General features: G+C 69.6%; 12 protein-coding genes. 6 read left to right on the forward strand and 6 right to left on the reverse strand.

Going from position 1 to position 17011, the window contains the following annotated elements:
- Positions 1-119 precede the first annotated feature (119 nt).
- The gene (gene metH, locus ACIBBB_RS14860) at positions 120-3641 is read right to left on the reverse strand and encodes a methionine synthase (protein WP_398981810.1); all 3522 of its coding nucleotides are present in this window, start codon (positions 3639-3641) and stop codon (positions 120-122) included.
- Between the two features lie 221 nt (positions 3642-3862).
- Here metH and ACIBBB_RS14865 point away from each other — a divergent pair, with 221 nt between their 5' ends.
- The 5 genes from ACIBBB_RS14865 to ACIBBB_RS14885 all read left to right on the forward strand — a co-directional run bounded on the left by ACIBBB_RS14865 (position 3863) and on the right by ACIBBB_RS14885 (position 9712).
- On the forward strand, positions 3863-4627 hold the full coding sequence (locus ACIBBB_RS14865; RefSeq protein WP_398981812.1) for an IclR family transcriptional regulator: 765 nt from the start codon (positions 3863-3865) through the stop codon (positions 4625-4627).
- 226 nt (positions 4628-4853) lie between these two features.
- Positions 4854-5645 (forward strand): MIP/aquaporin family protein, encoded by a 792-nt coding sequence (locus tag ACIBBB_RS14870; RefSeq protein WP_398981814.1) that lies wholly within the window; start codon positions 4854-4856, stop codon positions 5643-5645.
- Between the two features lie 46 nt (positions 5646-5691).
- Positions 5692-7245 (forward strand): glycerol kinase GlpK, encoded by a 1554-nt coding sequence (gene glpK / locus ACIBBB_RS14875; protein ID WP_398981817.1) that lies wholly within the window; start codon positions 5692-5694, stop codon positions 7243-7245.
- A 28-nt stretch (positions 7246-7273) separates the two neighbouring features.
- Positions 7274-8887 carry an FAD-dependent oxidoreductase gene (locus tag ACIBBB_RS14880; RefSeq protein ID WP_398981819.1) on the forward strand — a complete coding sequence of 538 codons (1614 nt, stop codon included), beginning with the start codon at positions 7274-7276 and terminating at the stop codon, positions 8885-8887.
- A 153-nt stretch (positions 8888-9040) separates the two neighbouring features.
- Positions 9041-9712, forward strand: coding sequence for a FadR/GntR family transcriptional regulator (locus tag ACIBBB_RS14885; protein WP_398981821.1), 672 nt, complete (start codon positions 9041-9043; stop codon positions 9710-9712).
- Positions 9713-9817: 105 nt separating this feature from the next.
- Here ACIBBB_RS14885 and ACIBBB_RS14890 read toward each other — a convergent pair whose 3' ends face one another.
- The 5 genes from ACIBBB_RS14890 to ACIBBB_RS14910 are packed head-to-tail and all read right to left on the reverse strand — an operon-like array spanning position 9818 to position 15620.
- Positions 9818-10849 (reverse strand): ABC transporter permease, encoded by a 1032-nt coding sequence (locus ACIBBB_RS14890; protein ID WP_398981823.1) that lies wholly within the window; start codon positions 10847-10849, stop codon positions 9818-9820.
- On the reverse strand, positions 10846-12408 hold the full coding sequence (locus tag ACIBBB_RS14895) for a sugar ABC transporter ATP-binding protein (RefSeq protein ID WP_398981825.1): 1563 nt from the start codon (positions 12406-12408) through the stop codon (positions 10846-10848). Before ACIBBB_RS14895 ends, ACIBBB_RS14890 begins: the two co-directional genes overlap by 4 nt.
- A 2-nt stretch (positions 12409-12410) precedes the next feature.
- Positions 12411-13481, reverse strand: coding sequence for a sugar ABC transporter substrate-binding protein (locus ACIBBB_RS14900; protein WP_398981827.1), 1071 nt, complete (start codon positions 13479-13481; stop codon positions 12411-12413).
- Positions 13482-13515: 34 nt separating this feature from the next.
- The gene (locus tag ACIBBB_RS14905; RefSeq protein ID WP_398981829.1) at positions 13516-14304 is read right to left on the reverse strand and encodes an SDR family NAD(P)-dependent oxidoreductase; all 789 of its coding nucleotides are present in this window, start codon (positions 14302-14304) and stop codon (positions 13516-13518) included.
- A complete protein-coding gene (locus tag ACIBBB_RS14910; RefSeq protein ID WP_398981831.1) occupies positions 14301-15620 on the reverse strand; it encodes an enolase C-terminal domain-like protein in 1320 nt (439 codons plus the stop codon). Before ACIBBB_RS14910 ends, ACIBBB_RS14905 begins: the two co-directional genes overlap by 4 nt.
- A gap of 254 nt (positions 15621-15874) precedes the next feature.
- On the opposite strand from ACIBBB_RS14910, the gene ACIBBB_RS14915 reads away from it, so the two are divergent.
- Positions 15875-16930, forward strand: a complete 1056-nt coding sequence (locus ACIBBB_RS14915) for a PAC2 family protein (protein ID WP_398981833.1) — start codon at positions 15875-15877, stop codon at positions 16928-16930.
- The last annotated feature ends 81 nt before the right edge of the window (positions 16931-17011 follow it).

Genomic DNA, 17011 nt, shown 5'->3' on the forward strand with positions numbered 1-17011 from the left:
CCCGTCGGGTCCGGCAACCGGCCTGCACTGGACCGACCAGTGTACGGCTCGTCCACGCGAAGTGCGCGGTCAGCGGCTTGTGGCGCCATCAGCGCGCGATCGGCGGGCCTTGTGGCGCTCTAGCGCGCGTTGAAGTACTTCGCCTCGGGGTGGTGGATCACGATCGCGTCGGTGGACTGCTCGGGGTGGAGCTGGAACTCCTCGGAGAGCTCGACGCCGATCCGGCCGGGCTCCAGGAGCCCGGCGATCTTGGCGCGGTCCTCCAGGTTGGGGCAGGCGCCGTAGCCGAGCGAGAAGCGGGCGCCCCGGTACTTCAGCGCGAACATGTCCTCGACCTCGGACGGGTCCTCGCCCGCGAAGCCCAGCTCGGAGCGGACACGGGCGTGCCAGTACTCGGCGAGGGCTTCGGCGAGCTGGACGGAGAGACCGTGGAGTTCGAGATAGTCCCGGTAGGCGTTCTTCTCGAACAGCTCCGCCGTCGCGCCGCCGATCTTCGAGCCGACCGTGACGACCTGGAGTCCGACCACATCGGTCTCGCCGGACTCCTCGGGGCGGAAGAAGTCGGCGAGGCAGAGCCGCCGCCCGCGCCGCTGCCGGGGGAAGGTGAAGCGGGTGCGCTCCGAGCCGTCCTCGCCGAGCAGGATGAGGTCGTCGCCCTTGGAGACGCAGGGGAAGTAGCCGTAGACCACGGCCGCTTCGAGCAGGTTGTCCGTGTGGAGCTTCTCCAGCCATCCCCGCAGCCGCGGCCGGCCCTCGGACTCGACCAGTTCCTCGTAGGAGGGTCCGCCCTTGCGGGACTCCTTCAGCCCCCACTGCCCCTTGAACAGCGCGCCCTCGTCCAGCCAGGACGCGTACTCCTTGAGCTGGATGCCCTTGATGACGCGGGTGCCCCAGAACGGCGGCTCCGGAACGGGGTTGGTGACCGACACGTCCGAGCGGGCCGCGCCTTCCTCCGGACGCTCCTCCACCACCGCTGTGGCGGCGGGCTTGACGCGGCGCTGCTTGAGGTCGGGCAGTACGGCTCCGGGGACGCCGCGCTTGATGCCGATCAGCGCGTCCATCAGCCGCAGGCCCTCGAACGCGTCGCGGGCGTAGCGGACTTCACCCTCGTAGATCTCGTGCAGGTCCTGCTCGACAAAGGCGCGGGTGAGGGCGGCGCCGCCGAGGATGACGGGGAAGTCGGCCGCCATCTTGCGCTGGTTCAGCTCCTGGAGGTTCTCCTTCATGATCACCGTGGACTTCACGAGAAGCCCCGACATCCCGATCACGTCCGCCCGGTGTTCCTGGGCGGCTTCGAGGATCGCGGAGACGGGCTGCTTGATACCGAGATTGACCACGGTGTAGCCGTTGTTGGAGAGGATGATGTCGACGAGGTTCTTGCCGATGTCGTGCACGTCGCCGCGCACCGTTGCCAGCACGATCGTGCCCTTGCCGACAGCGTCTTCGCCGTCGGCGACTTTCTCCATGTGGGGCTCCAGGAACGCCACCGCCGTCTTCATCACCTCGGCGGACTGGAGCACGAACGGCAGCTGCATCTGACCGGAGCCGAACAGCTCACCGACGACCTTCATGCCGTTCAGCAGGGTGTCGTTGACGATCTCCAGCGCGGGGCGTGTCCGGAGGGCTTCGGTGAGGTCGCCCTCCAGGCCGTTCTTCTCGCCGTCGATGATGCGGCGCTCCAGGCGCTCGTTCAGGGGCAGCGCCAGCAGTTCCTCGGCGCGGCCGTCCTTCATCGACTTGGTGTTGACGCCCTCGAACAGCTCCATCAGCTTCTGGAGCGGGTCGTAGCCTTCCTCACGGCGGTCGTAGATCAGGTCGAGCGCGACCTTGACCTGCTCCTCCTCCAGGCGGGCGATCGGCAGGATCTTCGACGCGTGCACGATCGCCGAGTCCAGTCCGGCCTTCACACACTCGTCCAGGAACACCGAGTTGAGGACGATACGGGCGGCCGGGTTGAGGCCGAAGGAGATGTTGGACAGGCCGAGTGTGGTCTGCACCTCGGGGTGGCGCTTCTTCAGCTCACGGATCGCCTCGATCGTCGCGATGCCGTCCTTGCGCGACTCCTCCTGACCGGTGCAGATCGTGAACGTCAGCGTGTCGATGAGGATGTCCGACTCGTGAACGCCCCAGTTGCCGGTCAGATCGGCGATCAGCCGCTCGGCGATCGCGACCTTGTGCTCGGGGGTACGGGCCTGGCCCTCCTCGTCGATGGTGAGCGCGATCAGCGCCGCACCGTGCTCCACCGCCAGTTCGGTGACCTTCACGAAGCGGGACTCGGGCCCGTCGCCGTCCTCGTAGTTGACGGAGTTGACGACCGCGCGACCGCCGAGCTTCTCCAGCCCGGCGCGCAGCACGGGCAGTTCGGTGGAGTCCAGCACGATCGGCAGCGTGGAGGCGGTGGCGAACCGGCCGGCGAGTTCGGCCATGTCGGCGACACCGTCCCGGCCGACGTAGTCGACACACAGGTCGAGCAGGTGCGCGCCCTCGCGGATCTGGCCGCGCGCCATCTCCACGCAGTCGTCCCAGCGCCCTTCGAGCATCGCCTCACGGAACTTCTTCGACCCGTTGGCGTTCGTCCGCTCGCCGATGGCCAGATACGAGGTGTCCTGCCGGAACGGCACGCTCTGGTAGAGGGAGGCCACTCCCGGCTCGGGCTGCGGCGCCCGCTCCGTGATGCCCGCCCCGCGCACCCGCTCCACCACCTGACGCAGATGCTCCGGAGTCGTACCGCAGCAGCCGCCCACCAGCGACAGCCCGTAGTCGCGTACGAAGTTCTCCTGGGCGTCCGCGAGTTCCCCCGCGGACAGCGGGTAGTGCGCCCCGTCCTTGCCGAGGACGGGCAGTCCGGCGTTGGGCATGCAGGAGATGGGGATACGGGAGTGGCGGGCCAGGTACCGCAGGTGTTCGCTCATCTCGGCGGGGCCCGTGGCGCAGTTCAGACCGATCATGTCGATGCCGAGCGGCTCCAGCGCCGTCAGCGCGGCGCCGATCTCCGACCCCAGCAGCATGGTGCCCGTCGTCTCGACGGTCACCGAGCAGATGACCGGCAGGTTCGTGCCGGTGGCGTCGAGGGCCCGCCGGGCGCCGAGGACGGCCGCCTTCGTCTGGAGCAGGTCCTGCGTCGTCTCCACCAGCAGCGCGTCGGCGCCGCCGGCGATCATGCCCTCGGCGTTGCGCTGATAGGCGTCGCGCAGCGTCACGTAATCCACGTGCCCCAGCGTCGGCAGCTTCGTGCCCGGCCCCATCGAGCCCAGCACCCAGCGCTGCTGTCCCGTCGACACCGTGAACTCGTCGGCCACCTCGCGGGCGATACGCGTGCCGGCCTCGGAGAGTTCGAAGACCCGCTCAGGGATGTCGTACTCGGCCAGAGCCGCGTAGTTCGTGCCGAAGGTGTTCGTCTCCACGCAGTCGACACCGACCGCGAAGTACTCCTCATGGACCGAGCGCACGATGTCCGGGCGGGTCACATTGAGGATCTCGTTGCAGCCTTCCAGGTTCTGGAAGTCCTCCATCGTCGGGTCCTGCGCCTGGAGCATCGTGCCCATCGCGCCGTCGGCCACGACGACGCGGGTGGCCAGCGCCTCGCGCAGCGCTTCGATTCGGGTGCGGCTGTCGGCGGAAAGGCTGGAGGACGGGGCCATGAACATACTCCCGGGGATGCGACGGCTGTCGGCTTTGCGCCTTCCGGTGGAAGGGGCACCCGGCAAGGGTAGCGGTGCCCGGCTCCGTACGGCGTTTGTGTACCACGGGGCGGACTGGCGCGTCCCTGCCCGGGGAAGGAATCCGGTGACCTTCGAGGGGAGTCGGCATGGGCCCATAATGTTCAGCATTGCCGAACGACTGTGTAGTGGAGGCCCGGCCGATGGCGAAGAGTATTCAGTCGCTGCAGCGCGCGGCGGCGGTGCTGCGGCTCCTGGCCGGCGGCGAGCGCAGGCTCGGCCTGTCCGACATCGCCTCCTCGCTCGGGCTGGCCAAGGGCACGGCCCACGGCATTCTCCGTACTCTCCAGGCCGAGGGCTTCGTGGAGCAGGACGCCGTCTCCGGCCGTTACCAGCTGGGCGCAGAGCTGCTGCGGCTCGGCAACAGCTATCTGGACGTCCATGAGCTGCGGTCCCGCGCCCTGGTATGGACGGACGATCTGGCGCGGTCCAGCGGCGAGAGCGTGCATCTGGGGGTGCTGCACCTGGAGGGCGTGCTGATCGTGCACCACGTCTTCAGGCCCGACGACAGCCGACAGGTCCTGGAAGTGGGCGCGATGCAGCCGCTGCACTCCACGGCCCTCGGGAAGGTGCTCGCCGCGTACGACCCGGTGGCCCGCGGCGAGGCCGTCAGAGGCACCCGCGAACAGCTCACCACGCGCACCGTCACCGATCTGGAGCAATTCGAGGCGATTCTCGAACTCACCAGGTCGCGGGGGTGGGCGACGGACGTCGAGGAGACCTGGGAAGGGGTGGCCGCGGTGGCCTCTCCGATCCATGACAGGCGCCGAATGCCGGTCGGAGCCATCGCTCTCACCGGCGCGGTGGAACGGCTGTGCGAAGGCGGCGAAATCCGCCCGGAGCTGATCACAGCGGTGCGCGAATGTGCCCGTTCGGTGTCCAGGGATGTCGGCGCCGGGCGGTTCTGAACCGCATGGCCGATGATCTGAGAAGAACAAGGTTCCGGCTACGGAGCCCTTGACGACGTATCCATCACAGGATGACACTGCCGGTCAATGGTCGGCATTGTCGAACACTGATCGACGGCTCATTCTGCGTGCACGACAACGCCAAGGGCCGGCAATGCCCTTAACCGAGGGCGCGGACCATCGGTGAGAGCCGCGGGTCTGCCTTCCCTGGACGAAGGAGTCTCGGGTGTCTCACTACGACATCTTCATCGGCGAGATGGTTGGTACCGCCCTTCTGCTGCTGCTCGGTGGTGGCGTCGTGGCGGGCGTCGTCCTCAAGCGCTCCAAATCGCATGCCGCGGGATGGGTCGCCATCAGCTTCGGCTGGGGCCTCGCCGTCCTCACCGGTGCCTATCTCGCCACGGGCATATCCGGCGCCCATCTGAACCCCGCGGTCACCCTCGGTCTGGCGATCGCGGGCACGACCCCGTGGGGGGACGTTCCCCTCTACATGGCCAGCCAGCTGCTCGGCGCCCTCATCGGCGCGTTCCTGGTGTGGGTGTCGTACATGGGACAGTTCAAGGCCCATCTGACCGACCCGGAGATTCTCGCGGCGCAGCCGAGGATCGAGGGTCTGGTCGACCAGAAGACCGCGCCGAAGGCCGGTCCGGTCCTCGGCATCTTCTCCACGGGCCCGGAGATCCGGAACACCGTGCAGAACCTCCTCACCGAGATCATCGCCACCTTCGTCCTGGTGATCGCGATCCTCACCCAGGGACTGAACAACGAGGGCAACGGCCTCGGCACGCTGGGCGCGCTGATCGTCGCACTGGTCGTTGTGGGTATCGGCCTCTCGCTCGGTGGCCCCACGGGATACGCCATCAACCCGGCGCGTGACCTCGGCCCCCGCATCGTCCACGCCCTGCTGCCGCTGCCCAACAAGGGCGGCTCCGACTGGACGTACGCCTGGATCCCCGTCGCCGGCCCGCTGATCGGCGGCGCCGCCGCGGCCGGCTTCTTCAACTGGGCCCTCAAGTGACCCTCCCTCTTCCCTCCGCCCTCCGAACCGAGCAGGAGCAGACACCGTGAGTGACGCACAGAGCACCGGGACTTCCTCCCGCGGAGCGGGACCGTTCATCGCGGCCATCGACCAGGGCACGACGTCCAGCCGCTGCATCGTCTTCGACGTCGACGCGCGCATCGTCGCCGTCGACCAGAAGGAACACCGGCAGATCTTCCCGAAGCCGGGCTGGGTCGAGCACGACGCCAAGGAGATCTGGGCCAACGTCCAGGAAGTCCTGGCGAACGCCATCGAGAAGGCGGACATCACCAGGGCCGACGTCCTGGCGATCGGGATCACCAACCAGCGCGAGACCACCATGCTCTGGGACAAGAAGACCGGTGAGCCCGTCCACAACGCCATCGTCTGGCAGGACACCCGTACCAGCGCGCTCGTCAGAGAACTGGGCCGCAACGTGGGCCAGGACCGGTTCCGGCGCGACACCGGACTGCCGCTGGCGACCTACTTCGCCGGGCCGAAGGCCCGCTGGCTGCTGGACAATGTCGAGGGCCTGCGCGAGCGCGCGGAGAACGGCGACATCCTCTTCGGCACCATGGATTCCTGGGTGATCTGGAATCTGACCGGCGGCGTCAACGGCGGCGTGCACGTCACGGACGTCACCAACGCCTCCCGCACGATGCTGATGCGGCTCGACACCCTGGAGTGGGACCCGAAGATCTGCAACTCGATCGGTGTCCCGATGGCCATGCTCCCGAAGATCCGCTCCTCGTCCGAGGTGTACGGAACGGCCAAGGGCGGCCCGCTGAACGGGGTCCCGGTCGCCTCGGCGCTCGGTGACCAGCAGGCGGCCCTGTTCGGCCAGACCTGCTTCGCCGAGGGCGAGGCCAAGTCGACGTACGGCACCGGCACGTTCATGCTGATGAACACCGCCCACAAGCCCATCAACTCCTACAACGGCCTGCTGACCACCGTCGGTTACCGCATCGGGGACCAGCCCGCGGTGTACGCCCTGGAGGGCTCCATCGCCGTCACCGGCGCCCTGGTCCAGTGGATGCGCGACCAGATGGGCCTCATCAACACCGCGCCCGAGATCGAGACGCTCGCCTCCTCGGTCGAGGACAACGGCGGCGCGTACTTCGTCCCCGCCTTCTCCGGGCTGTTCGCACCCCACTGGGACTCCTCCGCCCGCGGCGTGATCGCCGGTCTCACCAGCTATGTCACCAAGGCGCACATCGCCCGCGCGGTGCTGGAGGCCACGGCCTGGCAGACCCGCGAGATCAGCGACGCCATGACCAAGGACTCCAAGGTCGAGCTGACGTCCCTCAAGGTCGACGGCGGTATGACCGCCAACAACCTGCTGATGCAGACGCTCGCCAACGTCCTCGACGCGCCCGTCGTACGCCCGATGGTCGCCGAGACCACCGTCCTGGGCGCCGCCTACGCCGCCGGCCTCGCGGTCGGCTTCTGGCCGGACACCGACGCGCTGCGCGCCAACTGGCGCCGGGCCGCGGAGTGGACTCCGGACATGGACCAGGCGAGGCGCGCACGCGAATACAAGAACTGGCTCAAGGCCGTCGAGCGCACCAAGGCATGGCTGGACGACGACGAGGACAGCTGAGCAAGCCCCGTCCGATCGAGGAGACACCATGACCACCCTTCACAGCGGTCCCGCCCTGGGCACGCATCCGGCCGGCGGCTCCCTCCCGAGCCGTGCCGAGACCCGGGAGCAACTGTCCCGCGCCACCTACGACCTGCTGGTCATCGGCGGCGGCATCCTGGGCATCTCCACCGCCTGGCACGCCTCCCAGTCGGGACTGCGGGTGGCCCTGGTGGACGGTGGCGACTTCGCGGGCGCCACCTCCTCCGCCTCCTCCAAGCTGCTCCACGGCGGTCTGCGCTACTTGCAGACCGGTGAGGTGAAGCTGGTCGCCGAGAACCACTTCGAGCGCCGCGCGGTCTCCCGCCGGGTGGCTCCGCATCTGGCGAACCCGCTCACCTTCTATCTGCCCGTCTACAAGAACGGGCCGCACAGCGCGGCCAAGCTGGGTGCCGGCGTCTTCGCGTACTCGGCGCTGTCCGCCTTCGGCGACGGTGTCGGGCATCTGCTGAGCCCGGCCAAGGCGCGGCGCGCGGTGCCCGAGCTGCGGACGGACAATCTGCGGGCCGTGGCCGTGTACGGCGACGACCAGATGAACGACGCGCGGATGGCGATCATGACGGTCCGCGCCGCCGTCGAGTCGGGCGCGGCCGTCCTCAACCACGCCCAGGTCACCGGGTTGCGGTTCAGCGGCGGGCGGGTGACGGGCGCCGAGCTCAAGGACGGTCTGGACGGTACGGAGTTCGGGGTCGACGCCCGGCTCGTACTGAACGCCACCGGCCCCTGGGTCGACCGGCTGCGCACGATGGAGGACCCGAGGTCCGAGCCCTCCATCCGGCTCTCCAAGGGCGCGCACCTCGTGCTGCGGCGCACCGCCCCCTGGAACGCGGCGCTCGCGACCCCGATCGACAAGTTCCGCATCACTTTCGCCCTCCCCTGGGAGGACATGCTGCTGCTGGGCACGACGGACGAGACGTACGTGGGCGATCCGGCGGACGTGGCGGTCACCGACGCGGACATCCACCAGATCCTGGACGAGGCGTCGCTGTCCGTGCGCGACCAGCAGCTCTCGCGCGAGCTGATCACCTACTCGTTCGCCGGTCTTCGGGTACTGCCCGGCGGTCCTGGTGACACCTCCACCGCCAAGCGGGAGACGGTCGTCACCGAGGGCAGCGGCGGCATGCTGTCGGTCGCCGGCGGCAAGTGGACGACGTTCCGGCATATCGGCCGTACGGTGCTGGACAAGCTGGAGACCCTGCCGGGCCGTCCCCTCGGCTCCGACATCGAGCCCACCTCACGGCTGCCGAAGATGCTGCCGCTGCCCGGTATCGCCAATCCGCAGGCGGTGACGCACCGGCTGCTGATCGACGGCGGCTCGCACGGCGACGGCATGGCGCGCGACACCGCCCACCATCTGGCCAGGCACTACGGGTCGTTGGCGTTCGACATCGCGCGCCTGGCGTACGAGCACCCCGAGCTGGGCGAGCGTATCCACCCGGACGCCCCGGAGATCTGGGCGCAGGTCGTGTACGCGCGCGACCACGAGTGGGCGGAGACCGCGGACGACGTACTGCGGCGCCGTACGACGCTGACGATCCGCGGGCTCGCCACCGACGAGATCCGGGCGCGGGTCGAGCGGTTGCTCGGCGAGCGGCACGGCTGACGTCACGCCTCGAATCAAGTTCCGAAACGGCGCCGGGGCCGGCAGGACCGTCCCCGGCTCCGTCGTTCTCGCGGAACTCCGGTGGAAGGGGGCGCCCGGCACTCGCGGAGACGCATAATGGAGGCCGATACATCGGATGTATGGAGGTCGCCCATGGCTGTCACCGACGAGGCCATCGAGAAGATCAAGGGAATGATCGTCTCGGGCGCGCTGCGCCCGGGGGACCGCCTTCCCAAGGAGAGCGAGCTCGCCGCCGAACTGGGCCTGTCGCGCAACTCGCTGCGCGAGGCGGTACGCGCGCTGTCGCTGATCCGCATTCTCGACGTACGGCAGGGCGACGGGACGTATGTCACCAGCCTCGACCCGCAGCTCCTTCTGGAAGCGCTGAGTTTCGTCGTCGACTTCCACCGTGACGACACGGTGCTGGAGTTCCTGGCGGTACGGCGAATCCTGGAACCGGCCGCGACGGCGATGGCCGCCTCCCGGATCAAGGACTCCGAACTGGACACGCTGAGCGAGCAGTTGGACGCGCTCGGCCCGGAGCCGTCGGTGGAGGAGCTGGTGGCCTCGGACCTGGAGTTCCACCGCGGGATCGTGCAGGCCTCGGGCAACTCGGTGCTCTGCTCGCTGCTCGACGGCCTTTCGGGGCCGACGACACGGGCCCGGGTCTGGCGTGGACTGACCCAGGAGGACGCGGTCAGCCGTACGTTGCACGAGCACCGGGCGATCCTGGCGGCGCTGCGGGACCGGGACGGCGAGGCGGCCAGATCGTGGGCGACGGTGCATGTCGCGAGTGTGGAGCAGTGGCTGCGTTCGACGCTCTGACGGTCAGGGGCACGGCTACGGGCCTCCCGGGAGCGGATTCCGCTCCCGGGAGGCCCGTAGCCGTGTCCCCGGCCGTGTCCGTGCCGTAGCCGTGTCCCCGGCCGGTCAGTCCTGCTTCTCGCCGCTCGCGAACCGCGAGATGACCAGGGCGACGATGATGATCGCGCCGTTCAGGAACTGGTTCCAGAGCGCGGGCACCCCGCCCAGCGTCATCACATTCACCACCAGCTGAAGCGTCAGCACACCGGTCAGCGCGCCGAAGAGCGTGCCACGCCCGCCCTTGAGGCTGATGCCGCCGATCACGGCGGCCGCGAAGACCTGGAAGATCCAGCCGTTGCCCTGGGTCGCCGCCACGGAGCCGTAGTGGCCGGTGTAGAGGATGCCGGCGAAGGCCGCGAGGATGCCGCCGATGGCGAGCACGATCCAGGTGATCCGGTCCACCCGGATACCGGCGGCGCGCGCCGCCTCCGGGTTGCCGCCGATGGCGTACAGCGAACGCCCGTGCCGCAGCCAGGCGAGCGAGGCGCCGCCGATCGCGAACAGCGCCAGACAGATCCAGACGGCGGCGGGCGCTCCCAGCCAGTCGGTCTTGCCGAGGTAGCGGAAGGACTCCGGGACATCGGTGATCGACTTGCCCTCGGTGATGCCGATCTGGAGGCCGCGCAGCATCGTGAGCATGCCGAGGGTCGCGATGAACCCGTTGACCCGCAGCTTCAGCATCAGGAAGCCGTTGACCACACCGACGATCATGCCGACCAGCAGACACGCCGGGATGGCCATCCAGACGGGCAGCAGATCCAGACCTGCGAACCGGCCGCCGTCGCTCGGCAGCACCATCCACATGGCGATGACCGGCGCGATGCCGATCGTCGACTCCAGCGACAGGTCCATCCGGCCGCAGATCAGGATCAGTGCCTGGCCGAGCACCAGCAGACTCAGCTCGGACGACTGCTGGACCACGCTGATCAGGTTGTTGGAGGTGAGGAAGACCGGCGAGACGATGAAGCCGATCACCATCAGCACCAGGATCACCGGCACGAGCGAGAAGTCGCTCCACCTGATGAGCTTCAGCCGGCTCAGCGGGTGGTCGTCGGCGCGCTCCTTGTCGAGCACCGGCGGTCGTATCGTCTCGGTCATCCGTTCTCCCCCACACCTTCCATGGCGGCGACCAGTTCCCGGTCGGTCCACCCGCTCCCGAACGTTGCCACCACTCGCCCGTGGAACAGGGCCAGTACGCGATCGCAGACCCGCAGATCATCCAGCTCGTCGGAGATGATCACGGCCGCGTTTCCTTCGTCGGCCACCCGGCGTACGACGCCGAGCAGCGAATCCTTCGACTTGACGTCGACGCCCGCCGTGGGGCGCAGGGCCACCAGCACGCTGGGCCCGCGGGCCAGCGCCCGCGCGACCACCACCTTCTGCTGATTGCCGCCGGAGAGTCCCGAGACCGGCTGCTCGGGCCCTGTCGTCTTGATGTCCAGCGAGGCGATCATCGACCGGGCGAACTCCCGCGTACGGGAGGGCAGTACGGTCCCCCACGGGCCGAGCTGGTCGGCGACCGTGAGTGTGGCGTTCTCGGCGACGCTGCGGTCCAGTACGAGCCCCTGGAGGTGCCGGTCCTCGGGGATGTAGCCGATCCCGGCGTCCAGGGAGTCCGGGACGCTGCCCGGCCTGACCGTCCGGTCGCGTACCGCGATCCGGCCCGCCGTCGCCTTCCGCATGCCGACCAGGATCTCGCCCAGCGCGGTGTTGCCGCTGGCCGCGGCCCCGGCCACGCCGAGGACCTCACCGGGCCGCACTTCGAGGTCGAGCGGTTCGAACTCGCCCTCCAGGGCGAGCCCTTCGGTGGTCAGTACGGGCGCCACCGTCCGGTCCGGGGGCACCGCGTGCGCGGCGTGCCAGGCCGCCGCCGAGCTCGCCGCGTCGCCCGTCATGGCCGTCACCAGGTCCGCCTTGGCCAGATCGGCGACCGGTGCGGTCAGCACATGGCGGGCGTCGCGGTAGACGGTGACGGTGCTGCACAGCTCGTACACCTCCTGGAGGTGGTGCGAGATGAAGAGGAACGCCACCCCCTGGCTCTGGAGGTCACGGAGCTTCTCGAAGAGGCTGTCGATGCCGCGGGCGTCGAGCTGGGCCGTGGGCTCGTCCAGGATGATCAGCCGGGCGCCGAACGACAGGGCGCGCGCGATCTCCACGAACTGCCGCTGCTCGACGGCGAGATCCTTGGCCCGCGCGTTCGGGTCGACGCTGACGCCGTACTCGGCGAGCAGCTCCTCGGCGCGGGTACGGAGCCGGCGCCAACTGATGAGGCGCCCGCCGATCCCTGAACCGCCCTTGTCCAAGCCGTAGTTGTTGAGGAAGAGATTCTCGGCGACGGTCAGGTCGGGTACGACCATCGACTTCTGGTAGACGCAGGCGACCTTGGACTGCCAGGCCGAGATGTCGCCGAAGGCGGGCGCCGGTTCGCCGCCGAAGCTCACCTTTCCCGCGTCGGCCTCGTGGAGTCCGGTAAGGACACTGACGAGGGTGGACTTGCCGGCGCCGTTGCGCCCGACGAGTGCGTGGGACTCGCCGGGCGCGACGGTCAGCCGGACACCGTCGAGCGCCACGGTGGGACCGAAGCGCTTGACGATGCCCTCCGCGTGGACGGCGGGCGCCGCCGCTGCCGGCGCCCCGGCCGCAGGTGCCTGGTCCATGGCTAGCTCTTCTTCTCCAGCTGATTGGCCCACAGCGCCTTGTCGTCCACGTTCTCCTTGGTCACCAGGGGCGCGGGAAGCTGGTCCTCGTAACCGTTCGGGATCTTGACGATGTTGGAGTCGTGGTCGGTCGGACCCTCCTTCGGGGTCTTCCCGGCCAGCGCCTCCTTCGCGTAGTACAGCGCGTACTTGGCGTACAGGTCGGCGGGCTGCGAGACGGTGGCGTCGATCTTGCCCTCCCGGATCGCGTCCAGCTCCTCCGGGATGCCGTCGTTGGAGATGATCGTGATGTGGCCCTTCTCCCCCGCCGGCTTGAGGAGCTTCTTCTGCTCCAGGAGGGCGAGGGTGGGCTGCAGGAAGACGCCGCCCGCCTGCATGTAGATGCCGTTCAGGTCCGGGTGCGCGGCGAGCGTGGACTGGAGCTTGGCGGACGCCACTTCGCCCTTCCACTCGGTGGCGAGCTCGAACACCTCGATGTCGGGGAACTTCTCGTCCATGCAGCTCTTGAACGCCTCGGAGCGGTCACGGCCGTTGATGGAGGAGAGGTCGCCCTGGAACTCGGCGACCTTGCCCTTGCCGCCCAGCTGCTCACCCAGGTACTCGCAGGCCTTCTGGCCGTACGCGCGGTTGTCGGCCCGTACGACCATGTAGACGTCGCCCTTGTCGGGGCGGGTGTCCACGCTGACGACCGGGATGTCCTTGTCGTTCAGCTCGGCCAGCGTCTCGGCTATCGCGCCGGTGTCCTGCGGGGCCATGACCACGGCCTTGGCGCCCTGGTCGGTGAAGGCCTGGACGTTGGAGACGAGCTTGCCGATGTCGTTCTGCGAGTTGGTCAGCGACAGCGCGTCGATCTCCTCGTCCTTGACGCCGGACTCGATGTACTGCTGGTAGGAGTTCCAGAAGTCGCTGTCACTGCGCGGCAGGTCGATGCCGACCTTGCCGCCACCGCCGTCCCCGCTCTCCGAGTCACGGTTGCAGCCCGCGAGGGCCGTGACGGCGAGCAGCGCGGCACAGGCCGCGGCGCTCGTACGCAGTACGGTGCGTGGGGATCGCCCCACAGGGTGTCGCAGCATGGTTTTCCGTCCTTGGATGAGTGTCGGCTCAGGCTCAGGGCGTGGCGGGGCGCAGACGAAGGCCCTGCATTCCGCCGTCGACCGCGAGTGCCGTGCCCGTGACGGCAGCTGCGGCGGGGCTGGCGAGGTAGGCGACCGCCGCTGCGACCTCGTCCGCGCTGACCAGCCGTCCCGTGGGCTGGCGCGCTTCGAGGGCGGCACGTTCGGCCACCGGGTCGGGTGCCTGGTCGAGCAGGCGGCCGACCCAGGGGGTGTCCGCGGTACCGGGGTTGACGCAGTTGACGCGTACGCCTTCACGGATGTGGTCGGCGGCCATCGCGAGGGTCAGCGACTGCACCGCGCCCTTGCTGGCGCTGTACAGGGCGCGTTGCGGCAGCCCCGCCGTGGCGGCGATGGAGCAGGTGTGGGTGATCGAGACGCAGCCGGGCCGGTCCGCGGCGGCGCGCCGCAGATGGGGCAGGGCGTGGCGCGCGGTGCGGACCATGCCGAGGACGTTGATGTCGAGGACCCGCAGCCATTCGGCGTCGTCGTTGTCGGTGACGGTGCCGATCGCGCCGATCCCGGCGTTGGAGACGACGGTGTGCAGGGCGCCGAACTCGGCGGCGGCCGCGTCGACCGCCGCGCGGACGGCGTCGTCGTCGGTCACGTCGGCCTTGAGTGCCAGGGTGCCCGCGGGGGCCGACGCGGTGTCGCGGTCGAGTACGGCGACACGCGCGCCGCGCGCGAGCAGCAGGGTCGCGACGGCCGCCCCGATGCCTGAGGCGCCGCCGGTGACGAGGGCGCCCAGGCCCGCGAAATCTCCTGTGTCCTGTGCCGCGGTCATGAGTTGACCTCCTCGGTGGTGCGGCGGGCCTGCCAGACGGGCCCTTCCGGATAGCGGTGCGCGGCCATCGACTCCGGGCGCATCCGCGCGGAGAAGCCCGGGGCGCCCGGCGCGACGTAGCGGCCGGAGTCGATCACCACGGGGTCGGTGAAGTGCTCGTGGAGGTGGTCGACGTATTCGATCACACGGTCCTCCCAGGTGCCCGAGACGGCAACGTAGTCGAACATGGCCAGATGCTGGACCAGTTCGCACAGGCCGACTCCGCCCGCGTGCGGGCAGACCGGCTTGCCGTACTTGGCGGCGAGGAGCAGGATCGCCAGGTTCTCGTTGACGCCGGCGACGCGCGCGGCGTCGATCTGGACGAAGTCGACGGCCTCTGCCTGGAGCAGCTGCTTGAACACGACGCGGTTGGCGACGTGTTCGCCGGTGGCGACCTTGACCGGCTGGCCGGCCCGGACGGCGGCGTGGCCCAGGATGTCGTCGGGGCTGGTGGGCTCCTCGATCCAGTGCGGCTCGTGCGGGGCCAGCGCGGTCATCCAGCGGATCGCGTCGGGCACGTCCCAGCGCTGGTTGGCGTCGACGGCGATACGGATGTCGGGGCCGACCGCCGCGCGGGCCAGCTTCATCCGCCGTACGTCGTCGTCCAGGTCGCCGCCCACCTTGAGCTTGATCTGCTCGAAGCCGTCGGCGACGGCCTGTTCGGCGAGGGTGACGAGCTTGGTGTCGTCGTAGCCGAGCCAGCCGGGCGAGGTGGTGTACGCGGGGTAGCCCTCGGCGCGCAGCCGGGCGGCGCGCTCGGCGCGGCCGGGCTCGGCGGCGCGCAGGATCTCCAGCGCCTCGGCCGGGGTGAGGGCGTCGGTGAGATAGCGGAAGTCGACGAGGGAGACCAGTTCCTCGGGCGTCATGCCGGCCAGGAACTCCCAGACGGGCAGACCGGCCGCCTTGGCGGCGAGGTCCCAGGCGGCGTTGATGACCGCGCCCGCGGCCATGTGCATGACGCCCTTCTCCGGGCCGAGCCAGCGCAGCTGCGAGTCGTGGGTGAGCTCGATGTGGAGCGCGGCGAGATCGGCGGCGGTACGGGGCGCCCGGCGGCCGACCACGTAGGGCCGCAGGGCCTCGATGGCGGCGGCGAGTACGTCGTTGCCGCGGCCTATGGTGAAGCAGAAACCGTGGCCCTCGGCGCCCTCGTCGGTGCGCAGGACCACGTATGCCGCGGAGTAGTCGGGGTCGGGGTTCATGGCGTCCGAGCCGTCGAGCTGTTCCGAGGTGGGGAAGCGGATGTCGTGTACCCCGAACTCTGTGACGGTCTGACTCACTGCACGCCCCCTGAGAAGAACATCGGACCTCTTCGGTCATCCGATGTATAGCGTCGTTGAGGGGTAAACGTCCAGGGGCGGAACGAAATTTACGGTCACAGCTCGGATGAATTCTCCGATTCCCGGATCGGCATCCCCAGCCATGCCCAGCGACGCGGAAGTTCACCCACGCGTGCATGGGGGCTGCGGGCCGGTAGCTGAGAAGCCGTAAGGTTGGTCCGTACGTTCAGAGCACACTTCGGAAGGAGGCCTGGGTGATCGAGCTCGAGGGGGTACCCGAGCTGATCGACCCGGTCATGGTGGCCGCGTTCGAGGGCTGGAACGACGCCGGCGACGCGGCGTCCACCGCGGTCGGACATCTGGACCGGGAGTGGAAGGGCGAGGTGTTCGCGGCGCTGGACGCCGAGGACTACTACGACTTCCAGGTCAACCGGCCCACGGTCTATCTGGACGGCGGAGCACGGAAGATCGTCTGGCCCACGACCCGGCTCTCCGTGGTCCGGGTAGGCGGCGAGAAACCCCGTGACCTGGTGCTGGTCCGCGGGATCGAACCGTCCATGCGCTGGCGCTCCTTCTGCAACGAGATCCTGGGCTTCGCCCATGAGCTGGGCGTGGAGATGGTGGTGATCCTGGGCGCGCTGCTCGGCGACACCCCGCACACCCGCCCGGTGCCGGTCAGCGGCGTGACCTCGGACGCGGACCTGGCCAGGACCATGGACCTGGAGGAGACCCGGTACGAGGGCCCGACCGGCATTGTCGGCATCCTTCAGGAGGCGTGCACGCACGCGGGTGTGCCCGCGGTGAGCCTGTGGGCCGCCGTACCGCACTACGTCTCGCAGCCGCCGAACCCGAAGGCGACGCTGGCCCTGCTGAACCGGCTGGAGGATCTGATCGGGCTGCGGATCCCGCTGGGCGAACTGGCGGAGGACGCGCGGGCGTGGCAGCTCGGGGTGGACCAACTGGCCGCCGAGGACAGCGAGGTGGCGGAGTACGTCCAGTCGCTGGAGGAGGCGCGCGACACCGCGGAGCTGCCGGAGGCGTCGGGCGAGGCGATCGCGCGGGAGTTCGAGCGGTATCTGCGCCGGCGTGACGGCGGCCCCGGCCAGTCGCCCGGCGGGCACGCCACGGAGAGCGGCGAGGGCTCGGGGACGTATCTGCGCGACACGTCGGGTCCGGGCCGCGGCCGCCCGCCACGGCCTCCCCGCCCCGGTCCCGACCCGGGCGCCGGACCCGAGCCGGGCCCCGGCACCGGCCCGGACCGGGAGCCGGGTCCGGGCGACGGCGACGACGAGGATTCCTCGGACGACTGAGCGCGGGTCCCGGGTCCGTGTCCCGGGTCGCGGGTCGCGAGGCCCAGGGCACGGCCCGCCCCGGCCGGCCCCGGCGCTCCA

It is taken from the genome of Streptomyces sp. NPDC051217, assembly GCF_044455465.1.
In the GTDB taxonomy this organism is placed as follows: domain Bacteria; phylum Actinomycetota; class Actinomycetes; order Streptomycetales; family Streptomycetaceae; genus Streptomyces.

What these genes read in the sequence shown, in the direction of transcription:
- ACIBBB_RS14865 (WP_398981812.1), top strand. Translation starts at nt 3,863, where the DNA reads ATGGCGAAGAGTATTCAGTCGCTGCAGCGCGCGGCGGCGGTGCTGCGG.
- ACIBBB_RS14880 (WP_398981819.1), top strand. Translation starts at nt 7,274, where the DNA reads ATGACCACCCTTCACAGCGGTCCCGCCCTGGGCACGCATCCGGCCGGC.
- ACIBBB_RS14900 (WP_398981827.1), bottom strand. Translation starts at nt 13,481, where the DNA reads ATGCTGCGACACCCTGTGGGGCGATCCCCACGCACCGTACTGCGTACG.
- ACIBBB_RS14905 (WP_398981829.1), bottom strand. Translation starts at nt 14,304, where the DNA reads ATGACCGCGGCACAGGACACAGGAGATTTCGCGGGCCTGGGCGCCCTC.
- ACIBBB_RS14890 (WP_398981823.1), bottom strand. Translation starts at nt 10,849, where the DNA reads ATGACCGAGACGATACGACCGCCGGTGCTCGACAAGGAGCGCGCCGAC.
- ACIBBB_RS14885 (WP_398981821.1), top strand. Translation starts at nt 9,041, where the DNA reads ATGGCTGTCACCGACGAGGCCATCGAGAAGATCAAGGGAATGATCGTC.
- metH (WP_398981810.1), bottom strand. Translation starts at nt 3,641, where the DNA reads ATGGCCCCGTCCTCCAGCCTTTCCGCCGACAGCCGCACCCGAATCGAA.
- ACIBBB_RS14895 (WP_398981825.1), bottom strand. Translation starts at nt 12,408, where the DNA reads ATGGACCAGGCACCTGCGGCCGGGGCGCCGGCAGCGGCGGCGCCCGCC.